We start from the raw sequence: 26,243 nt of genomic DNA, 5'->3' as shown, positions 1-26,243 counted from the left end.
CCCTGACCTCCAATCACTCAGGCTTCTGACTGGCCGCCGGCTCATCCCGGCGGCCTTTTTCGTTTCGGGCGGGGAGGCAACAGCGATCCGGCGGTTTCCCCCTATGAACGCAGGCGCTTTGGCAGCACCATGGCACCGGGCCACCGCAAGACCTAGACCGGTGCCGTCATCTCCGCCCGCAAGCTACGGAGGTCAGCTATGTCCTTTGCCAAACGTGAACTTGCCATCGTCGATGGCACTGGTCGGCACAGCGTCGCAATCCATGTGTTCGCGCCCGAACAAGGCGAGCGCGGCTGGATTTGTCGCTACGATATCGGCTGGCCGGAGCGGCAACGATCGGGCGCCGGATATGGGATAGACGGCATGCAGGCGCTGACGATTGCCCTGCAGAATATCGGCGCCGAACTTTACGCCAGCCCCTACCGCACGGCGGGCACGCTGGTGTTTGACAAGCCGGGCAATGGCTATGGCTTTCCTATTGCGAAGGACGCAAGGCATCTCCTGGTGGGAGACGACGCCAGATACGAGGGAAATGGTTAGTCCCTACCCGACCGCCACGATCTCCAGTTCCATCGCTCCCACGCTAACCACCTCGCCCACCGCTTTGCCGATCAGCGCGCGAGCGATGGGGGAGACATAGGAGATGGTGCCGGCCTTGGGGTCCGCCTCATCTTCGCCGACGATGCGGTAGCTCTGGCGGCGGTCGTCGTCGCGCTCGAAGGTCACCGTGCTGCCGAAGGCCACTTCGCCGGGGCTTTCGGACGCCGGCACCAGTTGCGCGGTGCGGACGCGTTCGGCGAAATAGCGCAGGTCGCGCAGCGGATTGGCAGCCTGTCGGCGGCGCTCGTTGACATCCTCGATCAGCATCGCCGCATCATAGGCGGCGCGGGCTGCGTCGCGCTGCTGCTCGAGCGCGGTCATTCCCTCTGGCGTCACCAGATTAGGCGCGTCGGAAATCGGCCGGTCGGGTAGCAGGGTTTCCGAGGCGGTTTCGGCGCTGTCTTCCTTGGTGAAGGCTACACTCAATCGTCTGCTCCCGTTGCGCCGTCGGCGCGGATGCTCAGGGCATAGCCCCGTTCGCCTCTATAGCGCAAATCGACTGATGCGTTCGGGCGGCTTGACCCGCCGCTGTCCGGCGCCCGACGATGCCTTGCCCGACGAGCCGCACCAACCACGTCTCTTCTCACCCCTGCGCAGCACGCAAACCAGCCCAAGTCAAAACTCTCCAACTCCGCGCTAGACGACCGGTCTATTCCGTCCTATATCAGCCGCATGAACACGATCCCCAAGTCCGAGCAGACCCGTAGCCGCATCCTGTCGACAGGCCGTCGCCTGGTGCTGGGCATGGGCTTTACGGGCATGGGGCTCAAAGAGTTGCTCAGCGAAAGCGCCGTGCCCAAGGGCTCGTTCTACCACTATTTTGCCTCCAAGGAGGCCTTCGGCCAGGCACTGCTGGAGGACTATGTCACCGACTATCTCTCCCGCGTCGACCGGCTGATCGCTTCCCCCCGCTCGGGCGGCGAACAATTGATGACCTATTGTGCCGCCTGGCTCGCCTCGGCCGACAAGCCGTCGATCGCCGAGACTTGCCTCGTGGTGAAGCTCGCCAGCGAGATCGCCGATCTCTCCGAAGACATGCGCATCACGCTCGATGGCGGTGTGCATGAACTGGAATCCCGGCTGGAGCATATCCTGCGCGCCGGCATGGCCGATGGCTCGATCCGCCCGCTGGCCGATCCGGCCAGGGCAGCCCGCGGGCTTTATGGCCAGTGGCTCGGCGCAGCGATCCTGAGCAAGCTGGGCAAATCCGAACAGCCGCTCATCGAGGCAATGGACGACACGCGCCAGCGCCTTTTGACCTGACCCCTTCCCCCTTTTCGCAACAGACACGCAAGCAAAGGAGCTCGCCATGCGCGCAGCCATTTATGAGAATTTCGGCAATCCCTCTGAAGTCACCAAGCTGGGCGATGTGCCCCAGCCCAATCCCGGCAAGGGCGAGGTGCGCATCCGCACCATTCTCTCGCCCATCCACAATCACGATCTGTGGACCACGCGCGGCACCTATGGCTACAAGCCTACTCTGCCCGCCATCGGCGGCACCGAGGCCGTGGGCACGGTCGATGCCGTGGGCGAAGGCGTTGATGCCGGTCTCGTCGGCAAGCGCATTGCCGTCGCCGGCATCAATGGTACCTGGGCCGCGTATTTCAACGCCCCCGCGGCCGGCCTCGTCCCCTTGCCGGACGCCATCGCCGATGAAGCTGCCGCGCAGTTGATCGCCATGCCGTTCAGTGCCATTTCGCTGCTCGACATACTCAAGGCCAAGACCGGCGACTGGATCGTGCAGACCGCCGCCAATGGCGCGGTCGGCAAGGTGCTTGCGGCCCTCACTGCCGAGCGTGGCATCGGGCTGATCAATCTGGTCCGCCGCGAAGAGGCCGTTGCGGAGCTGACCGAACTGGGCATGACCCATGTCATCGCCACCTCCAGCGCCAACTGGATTGAGCAGGTCAAGGCCATCACCGGTTCCAAGGGCGCTGTCTCGGCTGTGGATTCGGTGGGCGGCGAAGTCGGCGCATCGCTGATCGACGTGCTGGGCAGCAATGGCGAACTGGTGATCTTCGGCACCGCAACCGGCGCGCCCATGCCGCTCAATTCGGGCGCGATAATCTTCAAGGAAATCACCATCAAGGGTTTCTGGGGCGCCAAGGTCAGCACCGCCATGTCCGGTGAGAAAAAGGGCCAGCTCATCGGCGAACTGATCACCTTGGCCGTCAAGGGCAAGCTGCCGCTGCCGGTCGGTGGCGTGTTCGACCTTGGCGATGCCGCCAAGGCCATGGACGCCGCCCAGATCCCCGGTCGCCCCGGCAAGGTGCTGCTGCGCCCCTGATCGGCAGCAGCCGAAATGACAAAGGCCCGCCCAGGTGGCGGGCCTTTTGCTGTGCTGAGCCTTTGCCCTAGCGCCTCATCAGCCAGCCAAAGGCACGGCGCAGCACGGCCTGGCCACCGCTCCCAATCACGGGACCATGGGCCAGGATCAACCGTTCGGTCGGCCAGGCGAGAACGGTTGCAAGCGACTGCCGCGCAGCGTTGCGGTCGGTGAAGGCCAGACGGAACTTGCGCGGCACGCTGGGCTCGTGCGCCACCATCAGGTCCAGCCGCGCGACCACGGCGCGCCAGCCGCTGAACCAGCCGCGCGGAAACTGCTGGATCAGATCGGTAACAAGGGTGGTTTGGCTCTCGTGATGGAAGAAGACCACCTCGGTGGTGATGCGGTTGCCGGCGATGATGGCGAAGTCGATCGCGCCGGCCCATTGGGCGATGGGGCCATTGCTGAAATCGAGATCGAAACGGATGTCCCGCCGTTTTTCCCGCAGGCCCGGCGGCGCGCAGACCATGGCGTCAGGGTAGGCCCGCTGCCAATCGGCCAGGAAACTGTCATGCAGGCTATTGGGCGACACCAGATAGGCAATATTGCCCAGCGTATTGACCGCGGCGGCCAGCGCATTTGTCAGGGCGACAGGCGACCAGATGACCAGCTCGCCGCTCTCCAGGCGGATCACGGCCATGCGGGTGGGGTAGGCAAACCCGGCCGCCGCATTGACGGTCGGCCCCTCGGCAATCCAGATATTGGGCCCAAATGACTGCATGGGCGGCCTCCAAATGTTTACATACGTGTAAATTTATACCATTGTGTAATTATGGCAATCCCCAAGCGCACTGACCGGTCCCGCCTGCTGATCCTTGATGCCGCCGACGCGGCATTCCGGGCGCTGGGTTTTGAGGGGACTTCCGTCGACGAAATCGCCACACGCGCCGGCCTGACGCGGAAGACGGTCTACAATCTCTTCGCCTCCAAGGAGGATATTGCCCTCCAGCTCATCGCCCGGGTGGAAGCGCAGGATGGCTCCTACCGCAGCCGCCTGCAGGCAGGCGACGACGCTTTGGCCCTGCTCGAAACCGTCTTTCTCGACAGTGCCCGCTGGTGCCTGGCCAATCCGGCCCTGGCCCGGCTCGCCCTGGCTCCGGCACAGCGTCCCGCGCTCGAACCGCCGTCCGACCGGCCATCCTTCCAGCGCCTGGTGCGCGACATTGTTGTGCTGGGTCAGGCGCAGGGCCTTATCCGCCGCGATGAAGACGCCAATCTGCTGGCGCTGATCCTGCTGGGCATCTATGGCCAGGCCATGCTCTCCGTCCTCGCCGGGCGGCCCTTCGACGCCGACGAGATTGTGCGCATCATCCGCATCGTTGTTGAAGGCATCGGCGCGCGTTGAGCACTGCTTGACCGCGCAGCAGCGGATTGAATGCTGAGTGGCGCGGCCTATAGTTCAGCCATGATTGAACAGTTCGAACTGCGCCGCCAAAGCGATGATCTGGTCTATCGGTTCAACCGAAAGCCCCGACCCGACGGCATGGCCGGGTTCCAGCGCATGGATCAGGATCTGTGGATCACCTATCGGCCAGTGCTCGGCTGGGTCGCCTGGGATGACGCCACGCAATCCGTGATGGGCCGCCCCTGGGACACGCTGCCGGCTGCGCAATCGCCCAGCGAACCGCCTGAAGGCGTCTGGGTCAGTCGCAAGGGCGCAAAGTCATACGTCTACAACCTTGTCCACCTCTGACTCTACTCAAGCCCAGCCGCTGCCAGCACCTTGCGAAACAGCGTCGGCAGGGCCTCGCTCTTGAGCGTCTTTGGCGCCGCCCACCAGCCGCCATCGAGCCCCTCGGGCGCGACTTCGGCCGACCAGACTTCCAGTTCCAGCCGAAAATGGGTGAACACATGCACCACCTGGCCATGGTGCTGCCAGTCAGCCTCGCGCGGATAGTTGGCGCTGCCCAGTTCGCTGGACCACTCCGAACCCGGCACCTCGGTCATGCCACCCAATAGGCCCTTGGCCGGGCGGCTCTGCAGGTACACGTCGCCTGCCGCGTCGCGCATGATGAAGGCATGGCCGCGGCGCACCGGCCGGTCGGCCTTGACCGGCTTGACCGGATAGAGCGTCGGATCGCCCTGGCGCGTGGCAATGCAGCCGGGCTGGATCGGGCAGAGCATGCAGGCCGCGGCGCGCGGCGCACAGATGGTGGCCCCCAGGTCCATCATGGCCTGGGCAAAGTCACCGGCCCGCTGGGGCACGCTGGCCTGGAGCGCGGCGCGCAACGCGTCCTTGGCCTCGCGCACCGGCACATCGAGCGCATAATAGCGCGCCAGCACGCGGTCGAGATTGCCATCGAGCACGGCCACCGGCTCGTCAAAGCAGATCGCGGCGATGGCGGCGCTGGTATAGGCGCCAATGCCGGGCAGCGCCTGCAGGCCCTCTGAACTGTCGGGGAAGACGCCGCCATGCTCGGCCACCACCGCCTGGGCGCAGGCATGCAGGTTTCGCGCCCTGGCGTAATAGCCCAGACCCGCCCATTCGCGCAGCACGCTGTCGAGCGGCGCGGCGGCCAGATCCCCCACGGTCGGCCACAGGCTGGTGAAGCGCAGGAAATAGGCCTTCACCGCGGCAACGGTGGTCTGCTGCAGCATCACCTCGCTCAGCCAGATGCGATAGGGATCGGGCCGCACGCCTTTGGCGCGATCAGCCGGCGATACCCGCCAGGGCAGGTCACGGGCATGGCGATCGTACCACGCGAGCACGGCGTCGGCGTCGATGGGAGCGGGCGAAGTCAGGTGCATGGCTATCGGGTATATCGGGGGTAACGCCGGACACAAGAGGCCGCCTTCACTTCGGACCGGGCGGCGCGATACCCTGGACGCCTTCCCCCTTGTGGGGAGGCCCGGCGTCGCGATACTTGCGTGCCATGGCCAAAGACGATCTCCCAGAGCCCAAGCGCCGCAATCGGACCATGAGCATGGCCGATGTGCTCAGCGGCGCGCTCGATCCGGTACTCAAGCAGCGTGGCTTTGCCAGTCGCGACATCATCACGCATTGGTCGGTCATGGCGCCCAAGCCCTATGACAGCGTGGCCATTCCCGACAAATTGAGCTGGCCGCGTGGCGAGCGTAGTGCCGAGGGCGCCACGCTGGTGCTGCGCTGCGTGCCGGGCCATGCCCTGGCCATTGCCCATGAGGGTGAGCGCATCGCAGCGGCGGTGAACCGCTATTTCGGCTTTGTGCTGGTGGGATCTGTACGGTTGTCCGCCGAGCCGTTCAGGCCGGGTTCAGCGCCGGTGGACGATAAACCCAGTCAACCGAGCCAGGGCGTTGTCGAGCGCATCGGCGCCGAAGTGGCCGATGTGGAGGATGCCGAGGTTCGGGAAGCCCTGCGCAAGCTTGGTCACGCCCTGGCCAGTCGAGCGGAACGGAAACGCGGATAGTGTGTTCACCCAGCAGTGATAAACCTGCCCACTTGCCCTCACATTTTCCCCGTGTAGTGTCGCCACAATCAAAACAGGAGCCTTCGCTGTGAAATTTACCCGCCGTGACACCCTCATTCTTGCAGCTGCAGCCTCGGCGCTGAGCCTGTGCGGGGTCGCCACCGCCAATGCAGCCGAAGGCGACACTGTCGACGAGGCAAAGCTGATGGCCCCGGCCGGCAATTATGTCGACCACGTCATGGGCAGCGACACCGCGCCGGTGACCGTGATCGAATATGCCTCGCCCACCTGCCCGCACTGCGCGGCCTTCTCCAATGATGTGCTGCCCGGCTTCATCGCCGCCTATGTCGATACCGGCAAGGTCAAGTTCATCACCCGCCCCTTCGTGCGCAATGTGCTCGACGCCGCCGTGTTCATGCTGGCCGAGGCCGCCGGCCCGACCAATTACCACAACGTCGTCTCCACCTATTTCAAGACGCAGACCACCTGGGCCAGTTCGCAGACCCCGCGCGACGCCATCCTCGAGATCGCCAAGCAGCTCGGCTTTACCCAGGAAACTTTCGACGCGGCATTGACGAATCAGGACCTGTTCAAGGGGATGGAAGCGGTGCGCGAGCAGGCACTGAACGAATTCGGGCTGGCAGGTACGCCGACATTCTATGTCAACGGCAAGACAATCAGCGGTGAACAGAGTGTCGAATCGCTGGGTGCGGTCATCGATCCGCTGCTGCCTGCCGATTTCGTGCCCACCGCTGCTGCACCGGCCGCTGCGGCGCCGGCTGCAACCGATGCCATGGCCCCTGCGGCAACCGACGCCATGGCGCCCGCTGCTGGCACCGGTGCGGCCACCCCGGTCAACTGACGCCCATTGCGCCGCCCCCATGCGGGGCGGCCTTGCGCGCCTGAGAGAAGGCGGGTGACATGAAGTTCTCCCGCCTCAAGCTCCACGGCTTTAAATCCTTCTGCGACGAAACCACCCTGGTCATGGAACCGGGGCTGACCGGTATTGTCGGCCCCAATGGCTGCGGCAAATCCAATCTTGTCGAAGCCATGCGCTGGGTCATGGGCGAAAGCTCCTACAAGGCCATGCGCGCTTCGGGCATGGACGATGTGATCTTTTCCGGCTCCGGCAATCGGCCGGGCCGCAACTCGGCCGAAGTCACCCTGGTGCTGGACAATTCGGACCGCACCGCACCCGCTGCCCTCAACACGGCCGATGTGCTCGAGGTCACACGTCGCATCGAGCGCGAGGCCGGGTCGGTCTATCGCGTCAATGGCCGCGAGGTGCGCGCGCGCGATGTGCAGCTGCTCTTTGCCGACGCCTCCACCGGGGCCCACTCCCCCGCCATGGTGCGCCAGGGCCAGATCGGCGAGTTGATCGCCGCCAAGCCCACGGCCCGCCGGGCCCTGCTCGAAGAGGCCGCCGGTATCTCTGGCCTCCATTCCCGCCGCCACGAGGCCGAACTGCGCCTGCGCGCTGCCGAGGGCAATCTCGAGCGGGTCGATGACATCATCGCCCAGGTAGAGAGCCAGCTCGAAACCCTCAAGCGGCAGGCGCGGCTGGCCACGCGCTATCGCGCCCTGAGCGGTGATATCCGCCGCGCCGAGGCCACGCTGTTCCACATCCGATGGGTCGCCGCCCGCTTTGCCGAAAAGGACGCCGAGGCGCAACAGGCCGTGCTGATCCGCGCGCTGGCCGATGCCACCCATGCCGAACTGGCGGCGCAGAAGGTGCTCGAAACCGCCGATGCGGCGCTGCAGCCGCTGCGCGAGCGCGAAGCCGTCACTGGCGCCGTGCTGCAACGCTATACCATCCTGTCCGAACAGTTGGCCGAGGAGACGCGGCGCGTCAGCCAGCGCAAGAGTGAGTTGGAAGACCGCATCCGCCAGCTGGCCGCCGATGGCACGCGCGAGCGCGATCTGGTGGCCGAAAGCGAAGCGACCCTGGCGCAGAATGCGATAGAGCTCAGCCAGTTGCAGAGCGAAACACAATCGGCGCAGGCTGAATTCGACGCTGCCCGCTCGGCCGCCGAGGCGGCAAGGGCGGTGGTGGCGACCGCCGAGACCGCGGCGCGGCAGGCGGCCGATGCGCTGGCGCAGTTGCGCGCACGGCGCAGCCAGGCCGAGCGCGGCCTCGCCGATGCCGAAGCCCGGCTAAACCGGGTGACGCAGCAATTGGCCCAGGTCGAGCGCGATGCCCAGGCGGTGGCTGCCCAGCTTGATGCCGATGATACGCTGAGCCAGAAGCGCGCCGCCCTGGGCGAAGCCCAGGCGCAGACCGCAGAGGCCGAAGTGCTGGCCACCGAGGCCGAGGCCGTCTCCACCCAGGCGCAGGCCCGGCTTGATGCCGCGCGACCAAAGCTGGCCGAGATCGATGCCGCGCTCAACCGGCTGGAAGCCGAGGCGGCGACGCTGGGCAAGATGCTCAATGTCGGCGCCAGCCTCTGGCCGGCCATTGTCGACGAGCTCAAGGTGACGCCGGGATATGAAACGGCTCTGGGCGCGGCGCTGGGCGATGATCTCGATGCCAGCTCCGATGCCGGCGCGCCCATGCACTGGTCGGTGCCAGTCGATCATACTGATGATGCCGCCCTGCCCCAGGCCGCCGAGCCGCTCAGCCGCTATGTCACCGGCAGCCCGCTGCTGAAGCGCCGCCTCGACCAGATTGGCCTGATCAGCGGTGTCGATGGACCCAGCCTCATGCACGCCCTCAAGCCCGGGCAGCGCCTTGTCACCCTCGAGGGTGCGCTGTGGCGCTGGGATGGTTTTGTCGCCGCCGCCGATGCGCCCAGCGCCGCCGCGCAGCGCCTGGCGCAGCGCAACCGCCTGTCCGAACTCGACGAAGACATCGCCCGCGCGCGGGGCGAGCGCAACGCCTGGAAGCGCGACGTTGATGCGCTGGTGGCGGCGCTGGATGCCGCGCGGCAGGATGAGCGCGCCAAGCGCGAAGCTTGGCGGTCGGCCCAGCATGCCATCGGTGCGGCGCAGGCCGAAGTCGACAAGGCGCAGCGCGCGATGGGCGATCTCACCACCCGCCAGTCCACCCTGGCCGAGGCCCGCCTGCGGCTCGACGCCAGCCGGGCGGAGGCCGAGGCCGCCCGCGCCGAAGCGCAGCGCCTTCTTTCCGAAGCCGGCACCGAAGACGAGGCCGCTGCCCGCGCCGCAGCGGCGCAGACCGATCTCAACGGGCTGCGTGAGCGTGCCGAACAAGCCCGGCTGCGGCTGGGCAGTTTTGAGAACGCCGCCACCATGCGCGCCAGCCGCGTTGCCCAGCTCGAACGCGACAACCAGAGCTGGCAGCGCCGCCGCGACAGTGCTCAGGCGCAGTTATCGACGCTCGACGCGCGCAGCGCCGAGGTCAGTGCGCAGTTGGCCGCGCTGCTAAAGGCGCCCGATGGCTTTGACAGCCGCCGCGCCCAGCTCGACGACCAGATCGAAACCGCTACGGCCGAACACAAGGCCGCCGGCGATGCCCTCGCCAGTGCCCAGACCGGCCATCGCGAGGCAGACCGCGCCCTGCGCGCCGCCAGCGAGGTCCTGGCCAATGCGCGCATAGAGCTCACGCGCATCGAGGAACGTCTCAAAGGCTATATCGCCCAGCGCCAGCAGATCGAGCGCAGCATCGAGGAGAGCCTGCAGATCCCGGCCAGCAAGACGCTGGAGGCCTCGGGCATCCGCCCCTCCGATCCCCTCCCCGCCGAGGCGGCCACCGAACAGCGGCTCGACAGGCTCAGGGCCGAGCGCGAGCGGCTGGGCGGGGTCAATCTCTCGGCCGAAAAGGAGGCCGAAGAGGTGCAGACCCGGCTTGACCTGATGGTCAAGGACAAGAATGACCTCATCGAGGCCATTGCCAAGCTGCGCACCGGCATTTCCTCGCTCAACCGCGAGGGACGCGCCCGCCTCAACGAAGCCTTTGGCAAGGTCAATGCGCATTTCCAGGAGCTGTTTACGACGCTTTTCGGCGGCGGCACGGCTGAGCTGAGCTTTGTCGAGAGCGATGATCCGCTCGAAGCGGGGCTGGAAATCATCGCCCGTCCGCCCGGCAAGAAACCGCAGACCATGACGCTGCTGTCCGGCGGCGAGCAGGCGCTGACCGCCATGAGCCTGATCTTTGCTGTCTTCCTGACCAATCCGGCGCCGATCTGCGTGCTCGACGAAGTCGATGCCCCGCTCGACGACGCCAATGTCGAGCGCTTCTGCAACCTGCTCGATTCCATGCGCCAGCGCACCAATACGCGCTTCATGGTCATCACCCACAATCCCATCACCATGAGCCGCGTCGATCGACTCTTCGGCGTCACAATGGCCGAACGCGGCGTCAGCCAGCTGGTGTCGGTGGATCTGACGACGGCGGAGACTTTTCTGGAGGTGGGGTGATGGGGGCTGCATGAAGTGTCGTTCTCCGACGCCTTTTTCAACCTCACCACCCCCACCGCGCGTCACCCTCGGGCTTGACCCGAGGGCTCTGCACTGCCGGAGCGATCGTTAGGTGAAGACCCCTCGGGTCAAGCCCGAGCGTGACAATCTGTCCGAAGAAGGCTGGAAATGCTCGGTGCTTTCACCGCCGTGGTACCGCCCGGTGGACTCAACACCATGGAGTTCCCCCTTATCCCCACCCTCAAGACCCTGCCTTATTCCGCGCCATCAGCCCGCATGACGGCCTGCCGGCAAACACTTGTGCGGCTAGGACCACCGGGGGAGTGCTCCCCCTCCACAGGTTCGTCGGTCTGGTGCCAGCGGCGCGGTAATACCTCTTTCTCCTTCCCGCATTCCTCAGCGGCTGTCGACCATCCTCTTTCTTAGCGGCACAGGACTTGTCCCAGCCGTTACTGTCAGCCATTCTTTTGCTGCGACATGGGGGATAGTATGCGCAAAAGCAACAGCAGGCCGCTTAGGCTTATTTCTAGTCGACTAGAACAATTACAAAAGACCACTGATAGCAGACTCGACCGCTTGGACAGAACCCTCGCCACCACAGAATGGTGGGACTGGCAAATTCCCGGCACCCTGATACGAAGCTTCGAGTTAATCATGCTAGTTGTTACAGCATTCCTTGCCTTTTTTGCATGGGACAGCTGGCAGAAGACCGGCGAGCAGACGCGACTGGCACGTCAGGCATTGCTTGATCAACAAATTTCGTCGGCGTGGCAAATTCTTGCGCTTCAGACGCCAGCTGCCACTGGCAAGCAGTATGCTCTGAGAACGCTCGTCGCTAACGTTCCCATCCTGGAGGGGATAGACTTGAGCTGCCGCGCAATGGGAGGAATCGACGATGAAAATAACTGCACCTCGCCAACACAATTGTCCCGACTTTCTGTGGAAGGAAAAGGACCGCGCTTTCGCAAATCAATCATTTCACGTTCTTCTTTTGCGGCGACCGACCTTGCGCGCGCGCATTTCGCAAATGTCGAACTCGACTCCGTGAATTTCAGCGGAACTTTGACGCACAATGCTGAATTTGTTGGCGGCTATATTGGCGATGCCGATTTCACGGATGCCAAAATGGGGACAACAATATTCAGGGACATGGAGTTCGGCACAGCCAACTTCACGCGTGTTGACCTCACAGGGGTTATGTTTTCTGGCCAAACCAGATTTGGTCCAGCAGCCGAGTTCAACGTCAGCGGTGCGACGTTGTGCAGGCAATCCACTGTGGGCCGAGTGTGCTTCGATGGGCTAGAACAGCTCAAAGCCAAACTGTGGTTTTTCAGAGACAATCCGCCGATCTTTGGTGCCAATGACGCGAAAGGTATCGAACAGATCCTTCTGTCTTGTGATCGGGAGAGTGACCACACAACTGGGCTTGAGGTACACAAAAACTGCAGCCCAATCACAGTTAGTGATTTGTCGCATTGATCTGCTCGGAATTAAACTGCTCGCACCAGATCGTTGGGATGCTGGTACCCGATCGAACCCGCAAGTCCGGCACCTCATTTGGACACCTCTCATGCATCGCAGTCATTCCGCCTTCCAGGCTGTTTGAACAGGCAATGCGGCTCTTCTCCTTACCAGCAGCCCTGGATTGGCGACGGCGGAAGTTTTGCTACTTATCCCCGCCCCCGCGCCCTGCCTTATACTCCCCCATCACCCCACGCGGACTGCCTGCAGGCGAACAGTGGTGGGGTGGGCCGGGTGGGGGACGCCTTTTCCACAGGTTTGCGGGCGAGTTGCCAGTGTAGGAGCGAGCCAACTCTGCCGCTCGTTCGGCTCCAAAAACCGGCGCCCCGAGGCGGCTATCGTCTCACTCTATAATCTTACCAGGAGCGACAGCCGTCTCGGGGTCCGTCCGTCGTTCTTACCCACCCGGTTGCCGCCGTGTGGCGCCTTGGCATGGGCCGATGGAGCCGAGAATCCCTACCGGGCTGCCCCGAGATTGCCACCATTGGGCGTGGACAGCATGCCGCACCCCCGCGACGAGCGGATTTCATCAAATAAAACAATGATTTACGAGGCTTAAGGTTGTCTTGACACTCTCGGGGGCCACCACTATGTTGCGCGCGACTTAAAAGGGCGTCCCGAAACTTCGGGAAAACGGCCAACCGAGGGGAGCGCGCGGATGACTGACCCGCAAGAGACCAAAGGTGTGCCGGACAACGCCCAGGGAGTGACGCGCGATCTCGCATCGCGTATTGCTTCTGCCAAGCGGGATCGGGCAATCGAGGACAACAGAGCCTCGAGAGACGCGTCCCCGGAGATGAGCGGTATGGCGCGCGGCATGCGCATCGGCACCGAGTTCATCGCCGCAATTCTGGTGGGGGCCGGTTTCGGCTATCTCATCGATCTTGGCCTGGGGACCAGCCCATGGTTCTTGCTCATCATGTTGGTGGTGGGCTTTGCCGCTGGAATACTCAATGTCACCCGTGTGGTGGCGCAAATGAATGCCGCATCGCCTCCCCCGCCGGGGTCCGACATGGGACCGGATGGGGAAGACGAAGATGACAAATGATGACGCTTAGAGGGTTCAATCTTGGCCGGTACTGATCCGATCCACCAATTTGTCATTCAGGACATTTTCTCGCTGTTCACCGTGGGCGGCGACGGCACCGAAGGCTCGGGCCTGCATTTCGCCTTCACCAATTCGGCCCTGTTCATGGTCGCCACTGTTGCGATCATCTCGCTCTATCTGGTGCTCTCGACGGGCTCCAAGAGCGTCGTGCCCGGGCGGGCACAATTGCTGAGCGAGCTGGTCTATGAGTTTGTGGCCAATATGGTCCGAAGTGCCGCCGGCACCGCCGGCATGAAGTTCTTCCCGCTGGTGTTCAGCCTGTTCACCTTCATCTTCGTGGCCAACATGCTGGGCATGGTGCCCTATTTCTTCACCGTCACCAGCCACATCATCGTCACCTTCGCGCTGTCGATGCTGGTGTTCCTGACCGTGGTGATCTACGGCTTCGCCAAGAACGGCCCCAAGTTCCTCAAGCTGTTCGTGCCCTCGGGCGTTCCCGGCTATATTCTTCCCATCGTGGCGCCGATCGAGTTCATCTCGTTCATGAGCCGCCCGATCTCGCTTTCCGTGCGTCTGTTCGGCAATATCCTGGCCGGTCACATCACGCTCAAAGTCTTCACCGGCTTCATCGTCACCATGAGCAGCCTGGGTTTCCTCGGCATTCTTGGTTCGGCGCTGCCGCTGATCATGGCCATTGCTCTTACTGGCCTCGAATTTCTCGTCGGTGCGGTTCAGGCCTATGTCTTCGCAGTCCTGACCTGCATGTATCTCAACGACGCGATCCACCCGTCTCACTAACCACCCGTCACGGCGGGCTGTTCCGCCAGAACCCCCGCTTAAAAGTCGCTTGAAAGGACTAAAAAATGGAAGCTGAAGCCGCAAAGTTCATCGGTGCCGGTATTGCTTGTTTCGGTATGGCCGGTGCCGCCATTGGTGTGGCCAACATCTTCGGCAACTTCCTGTCGGGCGCCCTGCGCAACCCGTCGGCTGCGCCGAGCCAGTTCTCGAACCTGATCTTCGGCTTCGCCGTGACCGAAGCTCTGGGCATCTTCTCGTTCCTGGTTGCCCTGATCCTGCTGTTCGTCGCCTAAGACTGACGCGCGATCACGCTCTTCCGCAGCCGGACCTGTTCCGGCTGCGTGCTCTTCTCCGGCGTGTGCCGGCTGACAGGATTTAACGGGACCTCACCTGATGGTAACGCAAGCCAACGCCCAAGAAGCGGCTGCACCGGCCGACACGACCCACGCAGCGCCTGCCGCTGACGCTACCCATGCCGATCCGACCGCGGATACCCATGCCACGACCGAAGCTCATGGCGGTGACCATGCGTCCGGCGTGTTCCCGCCGTTCGATCCCTCGACATTCCCATCCCAACTGCTGTGGCTCGCCATTACCTTTGGCGCCCTCTATCTGGTGATGAGCAAGATCGCCCTGCCCCGCATCGGTGGCATTCTGGAAAACCGCAAGGCCATCATCGACACGGACCTCGCCGCTGCCGATGCCTCGCGCCAGAAGACCGACGCGGCTATCGCGGCCTATGAGGCAGCCCTGGCTGCCGCCAAGGCCAAGGCCCAGGGTATTGCCAACGAAACCCGTGAATCGATCCAGGCGGACCTGGCTGCCAAGCGCAGCGCCGTCGAGGCCGACCTGACCGCCAAGGTCACCGCCGCCGAGGCGCGTATCCTGGCGACCAAGACCGAAGCCCTCACCCATGTGGACGAGATCGCCACCGAGACCGCCCAGACCGTTGTGTCGCAGCTGGTCGGCGATGTCTCGGCTGACAGCGTGCGCGCTGCAGTCGCCAAGGCCAAGGAGTAAGCGCGATGGAACTGGACAATTCATTCTACGCGACCGTCGCCCTCGTCATCTTCGTCGCGATCACGCTGTACTTCGGCATCCCGCGCATTATCGGCAAGATGCTCGACGGCCAGATCAAGAAGATCGCCGACGATCTGGCTGAAGCCAAGAAGCTCCGCGAAGAAGCTGCGGCGCTGCTGGTCGAATATGAGCAGAAGCGCGTTGCCGCCGAAGGCGAAGCCGCTGGCATCATCGCCGCTGCCCAGGAAGAGGCCACCCGCCTTGCTACCGAAGCCCAGGCGTCGCTGGCCGATCTCATCGCCCGCCGCACCAAGGCTGTGGAAGACAAGATCGCCCAGGCTGAATCGCAGGCCGTGGCCGAAGTGCGCGCCCGCTCTGCTGACGTCGCCATCGAGGCGGCTCGCCTGGTGCTGACCGACGAAATGAACCGCAAGGGCGGTCAGGTCGTCGACAAGGCCATCGCCGACGTTGGCAATCGCCTGAACTAGGCTGTTGCGCCAATACGAGATTTGAGGGCGGGCATTAATGCCCGCCCTTTTCGTTTGTGCCGGGCGGCGTATCGCGACATCTGGCTTTGCCTGCCCCTTGTTTCGGGCAGCTCCGCAGTTTTCCCTGTGCCCCATGCGCGCGGCGCAATTGACGGCCTGCGGATTCTCCACCATGGTGAATTTACTGCGGGAGAGACTGGTTTTCTCCAGCGCCGAAGGAGCAACCGCCCCGGAAACTCTCAGGCCAAAGGACCGCAGGACACTGCAACTCTGGAAAGCGGACCGTCGCATGGACAGGTCCCACCGAAGGAGCAACCGGCGCTCAGCCGGGAATCTCTCAGGTGATCAGGACAGAGGGGGCACGGAATTCGCCGCGAGGCGAGTGCAGTCGTGTCACCGTGTTCATTTCCGGGAAGTGTTGATGGCCCAGTCCACAGCCGAAACTCTCAAGACGACGCCGCTGGTCGAGCGGCACATTGCCGCCGGCGGCCGCATGGTTCCCTTCGGCGGCTATAACCTGCCGGTGCAATATCCAACCGGCATCATGGCCGAGCACAAATGGACCCGCGAGTTTGCGGGCCTGTTCGATGTCAGCCATATGGGCCCGAGCTTTCTGACGCTCAACAGTCCAAGCGGCGATGCCGAGGCCGATCACGCTGCCATTGCGGCCATCATCGAGCCGCTGATCTGCGGCGACATCGCCGGCCTCAAGTCCGGTCAGATCCGCTACACGCTGCTGCTCAACGAGACCGGTGGCGCACTCGATGACCTCATGGTCGCTCGCTCGCCCCTGTTTGGCGGCTCGCTCTATATCGTCGTCAATGCCGGCACCAAGGACGGTGACTTCGCCCGCATTGCGGCCGCCGCTGGCGACAAGGCCAAGCTGACCCGCGCCGATGGCGACAATGCCCTGCTGGCCCTCCAGGGCCCCGAAGCGGTCAATGTCATGGCCCAGATCGCACCCGGCGCCGTGGACCTCGGCTTCATGCAATACGCCCCCTTCGATTTCGCTGGTCAAAAGATCATCGTCGCCCGCTCCGGCTACACCGGCGAAGATGGCTTCGAGATCCTCGTACCCAATGCCAATGCCACCGCACTCTGGGATGCCCTGCTCGCCGATGATCGCGTCAAGCCGATTGGCCTGGGCGCCCGCGACAGCCTGCGGCTCGAGGCTGGCCTGCCGCTTTATGGCCACGACCTCAATGAGACCATTTCGCCCATCGAGGCGGGCCTGGGCTTTGCCGTCTCCAAGCGCCGCCGCGAGGCTGCCGACTTCCCCGGTGCCAGCCGTATCCTGGCCGAACGCGAGGGTGGCCTGAGCCGCGTCCGTGTTGGCCTGATCGTCGAGGGCGCCCCGGCCCGCGAAGGCGCCGAGATCCTTGACGCCTCCGGCACGGCCATCGGCGTGGTCACCAGCGGCGGTTTCGCGCCGTCCCTGGGCAAGGCCATTGCCCTGGGCTTCGTGCCGCCCAGCCATGCCGCCAATGGCACGCTGCTGCAGGTCAGCGTGCGTGGCCGTTCACAATCCGCGCAAGTGGTGGAAACGCCCTTCGTGCCGCATCGTTATTTCCGCAAGCCCAAAGCCAGTTGAGAGAGCTGCCATGACCACCAAGTTCACCCCCGATCATGAGTACATCCGCGTCGAGGGCGCGACCGGCATTGTGGGCATCACCCCCTATGCCCAGGACGCGCTGGGCGACATCGTCTTTGTCGAGCTGCCCAGCGTGGGCAAGGTGCTCAAGAAGGGCGACGAAGCCGCGGTCGTTGAATCGGTCAAGGCCGCCTCGGAAATCTACGCCCCCGTCGCGGGCACGGTGACCGAAGTCAACGACGCCCTCACCGGCAATCCGGGCCTGATCAACTCCGATCCGGAAAACGAAGGCTGGATCTACAAGATCGCCATCGCCGATGCCGGCGAGATCGATGGTCTGCTCGATGACGCGGCCTATGCCGATCTGACAAAGTAACGGACACCCATGCGCTACCTTCCCCATTCCGAGGCCGAACGCGCCGATATGCTTGGCGTCATCGGCGTGCCCAATGTCGATGCGCTGTTCAGCGCCGTGCCGGCACAGGCGCTCAAGAGTTTTGACCTGGGCCTGCCGGCCCATAGTCCCGAGTTCCTCGTCGAGGCGCATATGCGCGCCCTGGCCGGGCAGAACCATGCCGGGTCCGATGGCCCGTTCTTTGTCGGCGCCGGCGCCTATCGCCACCATGTCCCGGCAACGGTGGATCACCTGATCCAGCGCTCGGAATGGCTGACGGCCTACACGCCCTACCAGCCCGAGATCTCGCAGGGCACACTGCAGATGCTGTTCGAGTTCCAGACCCAGGTGGCCAAGCTCACTGGCATGGATGTGGCCAATGCCAGCCTCTATGACGGCTCGACCGGCACAGCCGAGGCCGTGCTGATGGCGCGGCGCCTCACCAAGCGCAACAAGATCGTGCTCTCGGGCGGGCTGCACCCGCACTACCGTGACGTGGTCCGCGCCTATCTCAAGGACGATGCCGATCTTGAGTGCCTCTCGGCCTCGCCTGAGGGCCAGGGCGACATCCTCGACCATATCGACGATCAAACCGCGGCCATTGTGGTGCAGACGCCGGACTTCTATGGCCATCTGCGCAATATCAAGGCGGCAGCCGATGCCGCCCATGCCAAGGGCGCGCTGCTGATCGTTGTCATCACCGAAGTGGTCTCGCTCGGCCTGCTGGAAGCCCCCGGCGCCCTGGGCGCCGACATCGTGGTGGCCGAAGGCCAGTCGATTGGCAATGCGCTCAACTTCGGTGGCCCCTACCTGGGCCTCCTCGCCACGCGCAAGGAATTCATCCGCCAGATGCCCGGTCGCATCTGCGGCGAGACCGTGGATGCCGAGGGCCAGCGCGGCTTTGTGCTGACGCTCTCTACCCGCGAGCAGCATATCCGCCGCGAGAAGGCGACCAGCAATATCTGCACCAATTCGGGGCTCTGCGCTCTGGCCTTCTCCATCCACATGGCCCTGCTGGGCGAGGCCGGGTTCACCCGGCTGGCGCGGCTCAACCATGCCAATGCCTGCAAGCTCGCCGATGCACTGGAATCGGTTCCGGGCGTCGAGGTGCTCAACAAGACCTTCTTCAACGAAATGACCATCCGTACGCCCCAGCCAGCAGCAGCGCTCATCGAGCGCCTGGCCAGGCGCGGCATTCTGGGCGGTGTCCCGGTCAGCCGTCTCGAGCCCAAGGACCACTCTGTGGGCAATCTGATCGTTTTGGCAGCCACGGAACTGACCACCGACGAAGATATTGCCGCTCTGAGCAGCGCCCTGGCGGAGGAACTCGCATGAGCATGAACAATCAGGGCCGGCCCACCGGCACGGGCACCTCGGGCTTTGCCTCCACCTCGGGCTCGGCTCTCCTGCCCAATGAACCGCTGCTGTTCGAGATCGGCGACACCGAGCATTCCGGCGTCGACCTGCCGGACGCGACCATCACCAACGCCCGCCTGGGCGGCTTCGAGCGCAAGACCGCGCTTGATCTGGCCGGTCTCACCGAGCCGGAAGCCATGCGCCACTATGTGCGCCTCAGCCGGCTCAACCACTCGATCGACAGCGGCATGTATCCGCTGGGCTCGTGCACGATGAAGCACAATCCGCGCCTCAACGAGAAGATGGCCCGCCTGCCCGGCTTTGCCGATATCCATCCTCTCCAGCCGGTCTCGACCGTGCAGGGCGCGCTCAAGCTGATGAACGAACTCAGCCACTGGCTGATGACGCTGACCAATACCTCGGCCGTGGCGCTCACCCCCAAGGCGGGTGCCCATGGCGAACTGCTGGGCATGATGGCCATCAAGGCCGCGCAGGATGCCGCCGGCCAAAGCCATCGCCGCATCGTGCTGGTGCCCGAAAGTGCCCATGGCACCAATCCGGCGACCGCGGCCTTCCTGGGTTATTCCGTCAAGTCGATCCCGGCCCGCAGCGACGGCACGGTCGATGTCCAGGCCGTCAAGGATGCCCTGTCGCCTGACGTGGCGGCGATCATGCTGACCAATCCCAATACCTGTGGCCTGTTTGAACCCCAGGTCATCGAGATCGCCAAGGCCGTTCACGACGCAGGCGCGTTCTTTTACTGCGATGGCGCCAATTTCAACGCCATCATGGGCGTGGTGCGGCCGGGTGACCTCGGCATCGACGCCATGCACATCAACCTCCACAAGACCTTCTCGACGCCGCATGGCGGCGGCGGGCCGGGCGCGGGTCCGGTGGTGCTGTCGGCAGCGCTGGCGCCGTTTGCCCCCGTGCCCTTCGTCCGCAAGGGCTCCAATGGGCTTGAGCTGGTTGAGCACGAGCAAGACCAGGCCCTGGGCCGCATCACGGCCTTCCAGGGCCAGATGGGCATGTATGTGCGGGCGCTGACCTATATGCTCAGCCATGGCGGCGACGGGCTGGCCCAGGCCGCGCAGGATGCGGTGCTCAACGCCAACTACATCAAGGCTCGCCTCGGCCAGGTCTTCTCGGTGCCCTTCCCGGATTATCCGACCATGCACGAGGCGCTGTTTGACGACAGCTTCCTTACCGGCACTGGCGTCACCACGCTCGATTTCGCCAAGGCGCTGATCGACGAGGGCTTCCACCCCATGACCATGTATTTCCCGCTGGTCGTGCATGGCGCCATGCTGATCGAGCCGACCGAAAGCGAATCCAAGCAGACGCTGGATCGCTTCTGCGACGTGATGGAAGAGCTTGCTCTCGACGCCAAGGCCGGCAATGCCACGCGCTTCACCGCCGCGCCCATGAAGGCCCCGCGCCGTCGCCTCGACGAGACCCGTGCGGCCCGCTCGCCTATCCTCAAATGGGAACGCCCGACCGAAACGCTCAAGGCAGCAGAGTAGTCGAGGGGCCGCCCGCAACCCGGGCGGCCCGTCACTTTCGGCCAGAGACGAAAAAGGCCCGTGGACTGATCCACGGGCCTTTGTTGTCTGCTCGTCTTGAAGCATCAGCCGCGGGTGTCGAAACCCACCCAGATGATGATCTCTTCGCCACCAAGATAGGGGATGGCGATGTTTTCGATGACCTTGACGAATTCGGCCGAGCGGGCCGGCGGCGTGATCGCCACGGGCACGGCGTATTTTTCCGAGAAGATGGCTTGGCCATCGCGCTCGACAGCAAAGCGGATCGGCGCGGTCACCGAGGCCTGGTTGCCCTGGGGGCCCAGGAGCACGCGACCAACCACACCCATATTGACGGTGATCAGGCCGTTCGAGACCACGCAGTTGCGCGTCGACTCGTCGATGACGCCCTGGTACTGCAGCGCCTTGGGATCGCCGGTCTTGCCATTGCCATAGTAGAACATGGCCTCGCCGCCGGGGCGCACGCGGATCGGCGGGCACTGGGTGGCGATGGCGGGCAGCGCATTAGTCTGCGCCTGGGCCACGGCAGCTGGGCTGGGCGTGGCGTTCTGCAGGCTGGGGGATGGCGTGGACGAGCCCCCGCCAAACATGCCCCCCATGGAGCATCCGGCCAGCAAGGTGGCCATGACGGCGGCGGCGGACAGGCGCGAGGCCAGAGGCGCGAAATCGGTCATCAGCAAGTCTCCTGATGCAAAGGTAGCCTTAGGCGGCTTCAAGAGCCATCAAAATGGCGGGTGCTCCACTGGCATTGACGCCCGGGCCGTCTTCGACGAACACGGAATCGACGACACCGTCACGGATCAGCACGGCAGCGCGGGCAAATCGAGTCCCCATGCCGAACTGGGCAAAGTCACGATCCATCCCCATGGCGGCGGCCAGGGCGGCATTGCCATCAGCGATAAAGTCGACCACGCCCAGGGCCCCGGAGGCCTCTGCCCAGGACTTCATGACGTGATGGTCATTGACCGAGGCGCAGACGATGCGCTCGACGCCAGCAGCCTTGAGCTTGGCCTCATTGGCGACAAAGCCTGGCAGGTGATTGACGTGGCAGGTGGGGGTGAAGGCGCCGGGCACGGTGAACAGCACGACCAGGCCCTTGCCCAGAACCGCGTCCGTTGTGGCGTCGCTGACGCCATCGGCGGTGACCAGCTTGGTGGGCAGGGAGGGTATCGGATTGCCGCGTTCGATCATATTTGCATAGGCCTCAAAAGGTGGCCCGCCTTGCGGCAGCGCCACAGCGCGCTCGACATGTGCCTTGGGAATATGCGGCTTTGGCCGCCCAGACAAGGCCTAGAGCGCCGGAGTGCCCGACTCTATTGGCCGGACGCCGGTTTGATGGTGCGGGAGAGTTCAAAGGCCCCCATGCCGGTGGTGAACGACAGCTGCACGGTCTGGCCGGCCAGATCGAGCCCCTCGACGTCCCCCAGCACGGGAATGAGCACTACGCCGGGTTCCGGGCTAATTTGCGGCGCGCCGAACACGGGCATGCCGCTGGAGGTGGCGGCAATCAGGGACTCGCGATCCACGGCATCGTCGCCGACATGCACAGACAACATGGCGCTGGCCGGATCATAGACCACATCACCCAACGGCTGGCGCGGATCTGTCCAATCGATCGGCACCATGGCCAGCGCCTGGCGGATGCGCAGGCCATTGGCCCGATCGGGCGCCAGGTCATCCAGGGTCAGGGTGAAATTGGCCTGTGCGGGCACGCAGATGTCCGAGCAGATGCCCATGGTGGCATTGACCTGGATGCGCTCCGCGCCAGGCTCCAGCGTCAGCTCGACCGGCAGCACCGTGTCACCGAAATAGGCATAATCGAGATAGCCATCGCGTTCCTCGCGTACCGGATAGGGCCAGAGCATCTGGTGGCCGGTGACGTCGGGGGTGGCGGAGAAGTCGAGCTCGGTCGGCAGGCCGGTCTCGCCCGGCACCCGCCAATAGGTCTTGGTGCCCTGGGGCATGTCGAGTTCCAGCGCCACAAGGGTCGTGCCATCGGGCTTGAGCTGGCCGGTCGAGATCAGGCGCAGCTGAACCCCCGGCGCCACTTCCTGCCATGGCGTTTCACCAGCCATGGCCGGCGCCAGCAGCAATATCAGGGCGGCGATGGCGGACGCAGACTTGAGCATGGCAAAGCCATTACCCCAGGCGGGGGAGAAGGCAAAGTGGCAAGTCCATCAGAGCTTCGTGAAGCATGGGCAGGGCGGCAGCGCTTGGCAGGCGGGGCAAGTCTGCCTAGAATTGGACTATGCAGTCACTCGAAGGCCAATTTCTCGTTGCCATGCCCGACATGGCGGACGAGCGCTTCCAGGAAAGCGTCATCCTCGTCGTCGGCCATAGCGACGAAGGGGCGATGGGGCTCGTGGTCAATCACGAGCTGCCCAATCTGCGCTTTGCCGATGTGCTCGACGAGCTCGACCTGGGTGACCCCGACAGCGTCATCCGCCTGCCCGATTCCATCCGCCAGCGCGTGGTGATGCGGGGCGGTCCGGTGGAAAAGGGGCGCGGCTTCGTGCTGCATTCGTCCGACTACAAGAGCGGCAACACCTATACGGTGACCCCTGGCGTCAGCATGACGGCGACACTGGATGTCCTCAAGGCCATGGCCTTCGGGCCGGCGCCACGCTCGTCGCTGTTCGTGCTGGGCTGCTGTGGCTGGAGCGCCGGGCAGCTGGAAGGCGAGCTGGCCGACAATGGCTGGCTGACGGTGCCGTTCTCGCGCGAGCTGCTGTTCGAGACCCCGGTCGAGCGTCGCTACGACGCGGCACTGGCGAGCCTCAATATCACCCGCGCCACGCTCAGCCCGGACGCCGGCCACGCCTAGTCGGGTCTATCGACCCAATTGGGCGCTCAGCTTGCGGCCGAAATCGGCGCCGGTGATGGCCGCGCCAAAGGCATAGCCCTGGGCATAGCGGCAATTGAGCTCGCGCAGCCGGTCGGCTTCCTCAGTGGTCTCGACGCCCTCGGCGATGACCATCAGGTCGAGGTCGGCACCCAGCGCCACCACGGCCCGGATGATCGGCCCCTGCGTATGGGCAATGCCGCTGCCATCGCCCAGCTTCACGAAGGGCCGCGGAATCTTGATCGTGTCAAAGGGGAAGCGGTGCAAATAGCTCAGCGATGAGTGGCCGGTGCCGAAATCATCGAGCGCCAGGCCCAGGCCCATGCTGCGCAGCGCCTCGAGCATATAGGCGGAATGCTCGGGATTGGTCATCAACTGGCTCTCGGTGATCTCGAGCTTGAGATGCTGGGCCAGGGCCCGATCCTGATTGACCAGGCTGCGCAGGTCATTGAGCAGTGTCTCAGTCGCCAGTTGGGTCGGCGAGAGATTGACCGAGATGAAGAAGCCTTCCGGCAGGCCGATGGTGGTCATCCAGTCCCGCGCCTGGGCTGCTGACTGTTCGAATGCCAGCCGACCAAGCCGCTCGATCTGGCCGGAGCGTTCGGCCAGGGCGACGAATTCATCGGGATTGACCACGCCACGCGTCGGGTGGATCCAGCGCATCAGCGCCTCGGCCCCGACCATCTGATTGGTCTGCAGGTCCATCACGGGCTGGAACTGCACATGCAGCTCGCCCTGCTTCATGCCGCGTTCGAGGTCTTCCTCGCTGGCGCGATTATAGGCGGCAATCGAGCGCGCCGAGGCGCGATAGGCCTCGATGCGGTCGCCGCCCAGGCGCTTGGCATAATACATCGCCAGCTCGGCGTCGCGCAGCACATCGGCGGCACTGGCCGGATTGCTGTCATAGATGGTGACGCCAATCGAGGCTGTGAGCGACAGATCGCGGTCACCGAAATTGAACGGCGCCTTGAGCGCCTTGCGGATCTGCTCGGCCGTCTCGGCGATCTTGCCTGCGGCCTGCTCGGAGGCCAGGATCACCGCAAACTGGTCGCCGGTCACCCGGGCCACGGTGTCGAGCGGCCGCATGATGCGGGCGATGCGGCGCGAAATGGCCAGCAGCACCGAATCCGCCGCCGAATGGCCGATGCGCTCCTCGAGCTCCATGAAGCGGTCGATGTCGATCAGGAACACTGCCGGCTTGATGCCGCCCGGCATGCGGGCGCGCACTAGGCTGCGCTCCAGCCGGTCGAGGAACAGCATGCGATTGGGCAGGCCGGTGAGGCTGTCATGCACGGCGTCATGCAGCAGGCGCTCGCGCGAGGCGCGGTCTTCGGTGACGTCCTGCAGCGTGCCGACGATGCGGTTGACCTGGCCATCGCCCCCCAGCACGGGCTTCACCCGCATGCGGAAGGCACGGTAGCTGCCGTCGTGGCTGGCGATGCGCATGTCGGCGGAAACCTTGCCGCGACGCAGCTCCACCAGCGTGTCGAAGGCCGTGCGGAAGCGGTCGCGGTCGTCTGGATGCACGCGGTCGAGCCAGCGCTTGATGGCGCCGCGCAGGCTGCCGCGCTTCTCGCCCAGGCGCGTTGCCAGCTCTTCGCTGACCGACACGCGGTCGCGCTCGATGTTCCAGTCGAACACAAAGTCGCCCGAACCGGTGAGCGCCAGGGCGCGGCGTTCGACTTCAGACAGCGTGCCGATGCTGACCTGGCCTTCGGAGAAGGCGTGCTGGACGGCGGTAAAGCCGAGCAGCATGACAATCAGCACCAGGCCACCGCCGACGGCGGGCTGGGCCACGTCGTTGGACACCTGGCCGGACACCACCAGCCAGCAATAGAACAGCCAGGCGATGACGATGATCCAGGTGGGCACCAGCAGCACGGCGCGGTCATAGCCGCGCAGGGCCAGCAGCAGAATCAGGAACAGGCCGGACACACCCAGCAGGGCCAGCACGAGGCGGGCAATGGTGGCTGCACTCGACGGCTCGAAAAAGGCAAAGCCGAACAGCGCCAGGAACAGCGCGGCCAGCCCCAGCGCCAGATGCACGAAGCGCAGATGCCAGCGATGGAGGTTGAGATAGATGAAGAGGAACCCTGCCAGCGTCGTGGCTATGCCCGCCTCCGCCGCCGCGCGCAGCGGCTGCACGCCAGTCGCGGTCAGGCCCAGCAGCCGTCCCATGACGCCGAAATCGATCAGCAGATAGGCCATCACCGCCCAGGCGAAGGCCGCCGTGGCCGGGAAGACACCACGACCCTTGACCACGAACATGATGGTCAGGAACACCGCTGCCAGCGAGGCCACGCCCAACACTACGCCGCGGAACAGGGTGAAGGAGTTCACATAGTCGCGGTAGGCATTGGGCTGCCACAGATAGAGCTCGGGCAGGTCGGCGCCGCGCAGTTCGGCCACAAAGGTCACCGTGGCGCCGGGGTCGAGCGTCACCTCGAAGACGTCGGCCTCGGTATCGGCGAGACGCACCGGGCGAATGCCGGCGCTGGGGGTCAGCGCGGCGACGCGATCATTGCCCAGATCGGGCAGGATGATGCCCGAGCCCGGCAGGCGGAAGAAGGGTGCCACCAGCAGGCGCTCGATCTGCTGGTCACTGTCATTGCGCAGCGCAAACAGCGCGAAACTGGGGTTGGTGCCCTGTTCGGACGCCAGCACCTCGATGCGCCGGATGATTCCATCCTCTGCCGGCGCCGTGGACAGCTGCACCTTGCCGCCCTGGCCGGGTTCGACCTGGATGACGTCGGACAGGCTGACGGCGTTGACGTCGTCGGGGACAGAAATGACTTCGAGTGCAGCGGCTGGCGCGAGCAGGGCCAGCGCGAACGCAAGACACATCGCGAGTGCATGTAGATAACGCATCAAGGGCGACTAAATCCTGCGGTGGGCATCATTGTGGCGGTGGAACCGGCAGGCGAATTCTCGGCCACACAAATTCCAGGGCCC

At 64.5% G+C, this 26,243-nt stretch carries 26 protein-coding genes and 2 riboswitches; of the genes, 19 read left to right on the top strand and 7 right to left on the bottom strand.

Features of this window, described 5'->3' with window-relative positions:
- Positions 1-198 precede the first annotated feature (198 nt).
- Positions 199-540 carry a DUF6968 family protein gene (locus K1177_RS01320; protein ID WP_224701486.1) on the top strand — a complete coding sequence of 114 codons (342 nt, stop codon included), beginning with the start codon at positions 199-201 and terminating at the stop codon, positions 538-540.
- 3 nt (positions 541-543) lie between these two features.
- Here K1177_RS01320 and greA read toward each other — a convergent pair whose 3' ends face one another.
- Positions 544-1,026, bottom strand: a complete 483-nt coding sequence (greA, locus tag K1177_RS01315; protein WP_224701484.1) for a transcription elongation factor GreA — start codon at positions 1,024-1,026, stop codon at positions 544-546.
- A 246-nt stretch (positions 1,027-1,272) separates the two neighbouring features.
- Here greA and K1177_RS01310 point away from each other — a divergent pair, with 246 nt between their 5' ends.
- Both K1177_RS01310 and K1177_RS01305 read left to right on the top strand, forming a co-directional pair.
- Positions 1,273-1,863: a TetR/AcrR family transcriptional regulator gene (locus K1177_RS01310; protein ID WP_224701482.1), complete on the top strand. Its 591-nt coding sequence runs from the start codon at positions 1,273-1,275 to the stop codon at positions 1,861-1,863.
- A 46-nt stretch (positions 1,864-1,909) separates the two neighbouring features.
- On the top strand, positions 1,910-2,887 hold the full coding sequence (locus tag K1177_RS01305; RefSeq protein WP_224701480.1) for a zinc-binding dehydrogenase: 978 nt from the start codon (positions 1,910-1,912) through the stop codon (positions 2,885-2,887).
- Between the two features lie 67 nt (positions 2,888-2,954).
- Here the strand turns inward: K1177_RS01305 and K1177_RS01300 are convergent, their stop codons facing one another.
- The gene (locus K1177_RS01300; protein WP_224701478.1) at positions 2,955-3,647 is read right to left on the bottom strand and encodes a DUF4336 domain-containing protein; all 693 of its coding nucleotides are present in this window, start codon (positions 3,645-3,647) and stop codon (positions 2,955-2,957) included.
- A gap of 51 nt (positions 3,648-3,698) precedes the next feature.
- Between K1177_RS01300 and K1177_RS01295 the strand changes: the two genes are divergently transcribed.
- Entirely contained in the window at positions 3,699-4,271 is a 573-nt protein-coding gene (locus tag K1177_RS01295; RefSeq protein ID WP_224701476.1) for a TetR/AcrR family transcriptional regulator, read from the top strand.
- Between the two features lie 30 nt (positions 4,272-4,301).
- The gene (locus K1177_RS01290; RefSeq protein WP_224701473.1) at positions 4,302-4,619 is read left to right on the top strand and encodes a hypothetical protein; all 318 of its coding nucleotides are present in this window, start codon (positions 4,302-4,304) and stop codon (positions 4,617-4,619) included.
- A 2-nt stretch (positions 4,620-4,621) separates the two neighbouring features.
- On the opposite strand, the gene mutY is transcribed toward K1177_RS01290, so the two are convergent.
- Positions 4,622-5,674 carry an A/G-specific adenine glycosylase gene (mutY, locus tag K1177_RS01285; protein ID WP_224701470.1) on the bottom strand — a complete coding sequence of 351 codons (1,053 nt, stop codon included), beginning with the start codon at positions 5,672-5,674 and terminating at the stop codon, positions 4,622-4,624.
- Positions 5,675-5,799: 125 nt separating this feature from the next.
- On the opposite strand from mutY, the gene K1177_RS01280 reads away from it, so the two are divergent.
- From K1177_RS01280 to gcvPB, 13 genes are all read left to right on the top strand, one after another.
- A complete protein-coding gene (locus K1177_RS01280; RefSeq protein WP_224701469.1) occupies positions 5,800-6,315 on the top strand; it encodes a DUF721 domain-containing protein in 516 nt (171 codons plus the stop codon).
- 88 nt (positions 6,316-6,403) lie between these two features.
- The gene (locus tag K1177_RS01275) at positions 6,404-7,177 is read left to right on the top strand and encodes a thioredoxin domain-containing protein (RefSeq protein ID WP_224701468.1); all 774 of its coding nucleotides are present in this window, start codon (positions 6,404-6,406) and stop codon (positions 7,175-7,177) included.
- 59 nt (positions 7,178-7,236) lie between these two features.
- Positions 7,237-10,692 (top strand): chromosome segregation protein SMC, encoded by a 3,456-nt coding sequence (gene smc / locus K1177_RS01270; RefSeq protein ID WP_224701467.1) that lies wholly within the window; start codon positions 7,237-7,239, stop codon positions 10,690-10,692.
- Between the two features lie 576 nt (positions 10,693-11,268).
- The gene (locus tag K1177_RS01265; protein ID WP_224701466.1) at positions 11,269-12,171 is read left to right on the top strand and encodes a pentapeptide repeat-containing protein; all 903 of its coding nucleotides are present in this window, start codon (positions 11,269-11,271) and stop codon (positions 12,169-12,171) included.
- 700 nt (positions 12,172-12,871) lie between these two features.
- Positions 12,872-13,261: an AtpZ/AtpI family protein gene (locus tag K1177_RS01260; protein WP_224701465.1), complete on the top strand. Its 390-nt coding sequence runs from the start codon at positions 12,872-12,874 to the stop codon at positions 13,259-13,261.
- A 21-nt stretch (positions 13,262-13,282) separates the two neighbouring features.
- Positions 13,283-14,059, top strand: coding sequence for a F0F1 ATP synthase subunit A (locus K1177_RS01255; protein ID WP_224701464.1), 777 nt, complete (start codon positions 13,283-13,285; stop codon positions 14,057-14,059).
- Between the two features lie 65 nt (positions 14,060-14,124).
- The gene (locus tag K1177_RS01250) at positions 14,125-14,352 is read left to right on the top strand and encodes a F0F1 ATP synthase subunit C (protein WP_035087599.1); all 228 of its coding nucleotides are present in this window, start codon (positions 14,125-14,127) and stop codon (positions 14,350-14,352) included.
- Between the two features lie 97 nt (positions 14,353-14,449).
- Positions 14,450-15,079: a F0F1 ATP synthase subunit B gene (locus K1177_RS01245; protein ID WP_396120126.1), complete on the top strand. Its 630-nt coding sequence runs from the start codon at positions 14,450-14,452 to the stop codon at positions 15,077-15,079.
- Positions 15,080-15,084: 5 nt separating this feature from the next.
- Positions 15,085-15,567 (top strand): F0F1 ATP synthase subunit B family protein, encoded by a 483-nt coding sequence (locus tag K1177_RS01240; protein ID WP_224701461.1) that lies wholly within the window; start codon positions 15,085-15,087, stop codon positions 15,565-15,567.
- A gap of 177 nt (positions 15,568-15,744) precedes the next feature.
- Positions 15,745-15,832: riboswitch (glycine riboswitch) on the top strand.
- A riboswitch (glycine riboswitch) is annotated at positions 15,833-15,931 on the top strand. It abuts the riboswitch before it with no gap.
- A 57-nt stretch (positions 15,932-15,988) separates the two neighbouring features.
- A complete protein-coding gene (gcvT, locus tag K1177_RS01235; protein ID WP_224701459.1) occupies positions 15,989-17,158 on the top strand; it encodes a glycine cleavage system aminomethyltransferase GcvT in 1,170 nt (389 codons plus the stop codon).
- A 10-nt stretch (positions 17,159-17,168) separates the two neighbouring features.
- Positions 17,169-17,534, top strand: a complete 366-nt coding sequence (gene gcvH, locus K1177_RS01230) for a glycine cleavage system protein GcvH (RefSeq protein WP_224701457.1) — start codon at positions 17,169-17,171, stop codon at positions 17,532-17,534.
- Positions 17,535-17,543: 9 nt separating this feature from the next.
- A complete protein-coding gene (gcvPA, locus tag K1177_RS01225) occupies positions 17,544-18,887 on the top strand; it encodes an aminomethyl-transferring glycine dehydrogenase subunit GcvPA (protein WP_224701455.1) in 1,344 nt (447 codons plus the stop codon).
- A complete protein-coding gene (gcvPB, locus tag K1177_RS01220; protein ID WP_224701453.1) occupies positions 18,884-20,431 on the top strand; it encodes an aminomethyl-transferring glycine dehydrogenase subunit GcvPB in 1,548 nt (515 codons plus the stop codon). Before gcvPA ends, gcvPB begins: the two co-directional genes overlap by 4 nt.
- A gap of 104 nt (positions 20,432-20,535) precedes the next feature.
- Here the strand turns inward: gcvPB and K1177_RS01215 are convergent, their stop codons facing one another.
- The 3 genes from K1177_RS01215 to K1177_RS01205 all read right to left on the bottom strand — a co-directional run bounded on the left by K1177_RS01215 (position 20,536) and on the right by K1177_RS01205 (position 22,578).
- Positions 20,536-21,123, bottom strand: a complete 588-nt coding sequence (locus tag K1177_RS01215; RefSeq protein ID WP_224701451.1) for a hypothetical protein — start codon at positions 21,121-21,123, stop codon at positions 20,536-20,538.
- 28 nt (positions 21,124-21,151) lie between these two features.
- Positions 21,152-21,640 carry a peroxiredoxin family protein gene (locus tag K1177_RS01210; RefSeq protein ID WP_224701448.1) on the bottom strand — a complete coding sequence of 163 codons (489 nt, stop codon included), beginning with the start codon at positions 21,638-21,640 and terminating at the stop codon, positions 21,152-21,154.
- Between the two features lie 122 nt (positions 21,641-21,762).
- A complete protein-coding gene (locus tag K1177_RS01205; RefSeq protein ID WP_224701445.1) occupies positions 21,763-22,578 on the bottom strand; it encodes a protein-disulfide reductase DsbD domain-containing protein in 816 nt (271 codons plus the stop codon).
- A gap of 119 nt (positions 22,579-22,697) precedes the next feature.
- Between K1177_RS01205 and K1177_RS01200 the strand changes: the two genes are divergently transcribed.
- Positions 22,698-23,273, top strand: coding sequence for a YqgE/AlgH family protein (locus tag K1177_RS01200; RefSeq protein WP_224701443.1), 576 nt, complete (start codon positions 22,698-22,700; stop codon positions 23,271-23,273).
- A 6-nt stretch (positions 23,274-23,279) separates the two neighbouring features.
- Here the strand turns inward: K1177_RS01200 and K1177_RS01195 are convergent, their stop codons facing one another.
- Positions 23,280-26,159: a putative bifunctional diguanylate cyclase/phosphodiesterase gene (locus K1177_RS01195; protein ID WP_224701441.1), complete on the bottom strand. Its 2,880-nt coding sequence runs from the start codon at positions 26,157-26,159 to the stop codon at positions 23,280-23,282.
- Between the last annotated feature and the right edge of the window lie 84 nt (positions 26,160-26,243).

Source organism: Devosia aquimaris (assembly GCF_020169335.1).
GTDB lineage: Bacteria > Pseudomonadota > Alphaproteobacteria > Rhizobiales > Devosiaceae > Devosia > Devosia aquimaris.
Note: the sequence above shows the minus strand (reverse complement) of the source record. Positions and strands in the feature narration are given on the sequence as shown.

Coding starts and splice junctions, on each gene's coding strand:
- K1177_RS01320 (WP_224701486.1), top strand. CDS start 199: ATGTCCTTTGCCAAACGTGAACTTGCCATCGTCGATGGCACTGGTCGG.
- K1177_RS01310 (WP_224701482.1), top strand. CDS start 1,273: ATGAACACGATCCCCAAGTCCGAGCAGACCCGTAGCCGCATCCTGTCG.
- K1177_RS01305 (WP_224701480.1), top strand. CDS start 1,910: ATGCGCGCAGCCATTTATGAGAATTTCGGCAATCCCTCTGAAGTCACC.
- K1177_RS01300 (WP_224701478.1), bottom strand. CDS start 3,647: ATGCAGTCATTTGGGCCCAATATCTGGATTGCCGAGGGGCCGACCGTC.
- K1177_RS01295 (WP_224701476.1), top strand. CDS start 3,699: ATGGCAATCCCCAAGCGCACTGACCGGTCCCGCCTGCTGATCCTTGAT.
- K1177_RS01290 (WP_224701473.1), top strand. CDS start 4,302: ATGCTGAGTGGCGCGGCCTATAGTTCAGCCATGATTGAACAGTTCGAA.
- mutY (WP_224701470.1), bottom strand. CDS start 5,674: ATGCACCTGACTTCGCCCGCTCCCATCGACGCCGACGCCGTGCTCGCG.
- K1177_RS01280 (WP_224701469.1), top strand. CDS start 5,800: ATGGCCAAAGACGATCTCCCAGAGCCCAAGCGCCGCAATCGGACCATG.
- smc (WP_224701467.1), top strand. CDS start 7,237: ATGAAGTTCTCCCGCCTCAAGCTCCACGGCTTTAAATCCTTCTGCGAC.
- K1177_RS01260 (WP_224701465.1), top strand. CDS start 12,872: ATGACTGACCCGCAAGAGACCAAAGGTGTGCCGGACAACGCCCAGGGA.
- K1177_RS01250 (WP_035087599.1), top strand. CDS start 14,125: ATGGAAGCTGAAGCCGCAAAGTTCATCGGTGCCGGTATTGCTTGTTTC.
- K1177_RS01240 (WP_224701461.1), top strand. CDS start 15,085: ATGGAACTGGACAATTCATTCTACGCGACCGTCGCCCTCGTCATCTTC.
- gcvT (WP_224701459.1), top strand. CDS start 15,989: ATGGCCCAGTCCACAGCCGAAACTCTCAAGACGACGCCGCTGGTCGAG.
- gcvH (WP_224701457.1), top strand. CDS start 17,169: ATGACCACCAAGTTCACCCCCGATCATGAGTACATCCGCGTCGAGGGC.
- gcvPA (WP_224701455.1), top strand. CDS start 17,544: ATGCGCTACCTTCCCCATTCCGAGGCCGAACGCGCCGATATGCTTGGC.
- gcvPB (WP_224701453.1), top strand. CDS start 18,884: ATGAGCATGAACAATCAGGGCCGGCCCACCGGCACGGGCACCTCGGGC.
- K1177_RS01215 (WP_224701451.1), bottom strand. CDS start 21,123: ATGACCGATTTCGCGCCTCTGGCCTCGCGCCTGTCCGCCGCCGCCGTC.
- K1177_RS01210 (WP_224701448.1), bottom strand. CDS start 21,640: ATGATCGAACGCGGCAATCCGATACCCTCCCTGCCCACCAAGCTGGTC.
- K1177_RS01205 (WP_224701445.1), bottom strand. CDS start 22,578: ATGCTCAAGTCTGCGTCCGCCATCGCCGCCCTGATATTGCTGCTGGCG.
- K1177_RS01200 (WP_224701443.1), top strand. CDS start 22,698: ATGCAGTCACTCGAAGGCCAATTTCTCGTTGCCATGCCCGACATGGCG.
- K1177_RS01195 (WP_224701441.1), bottom strand. CDS start 26,159: ATGCGTTATCTACATGCACTCGCGATGTGTCTTGCGTTCGCGCTGGCC.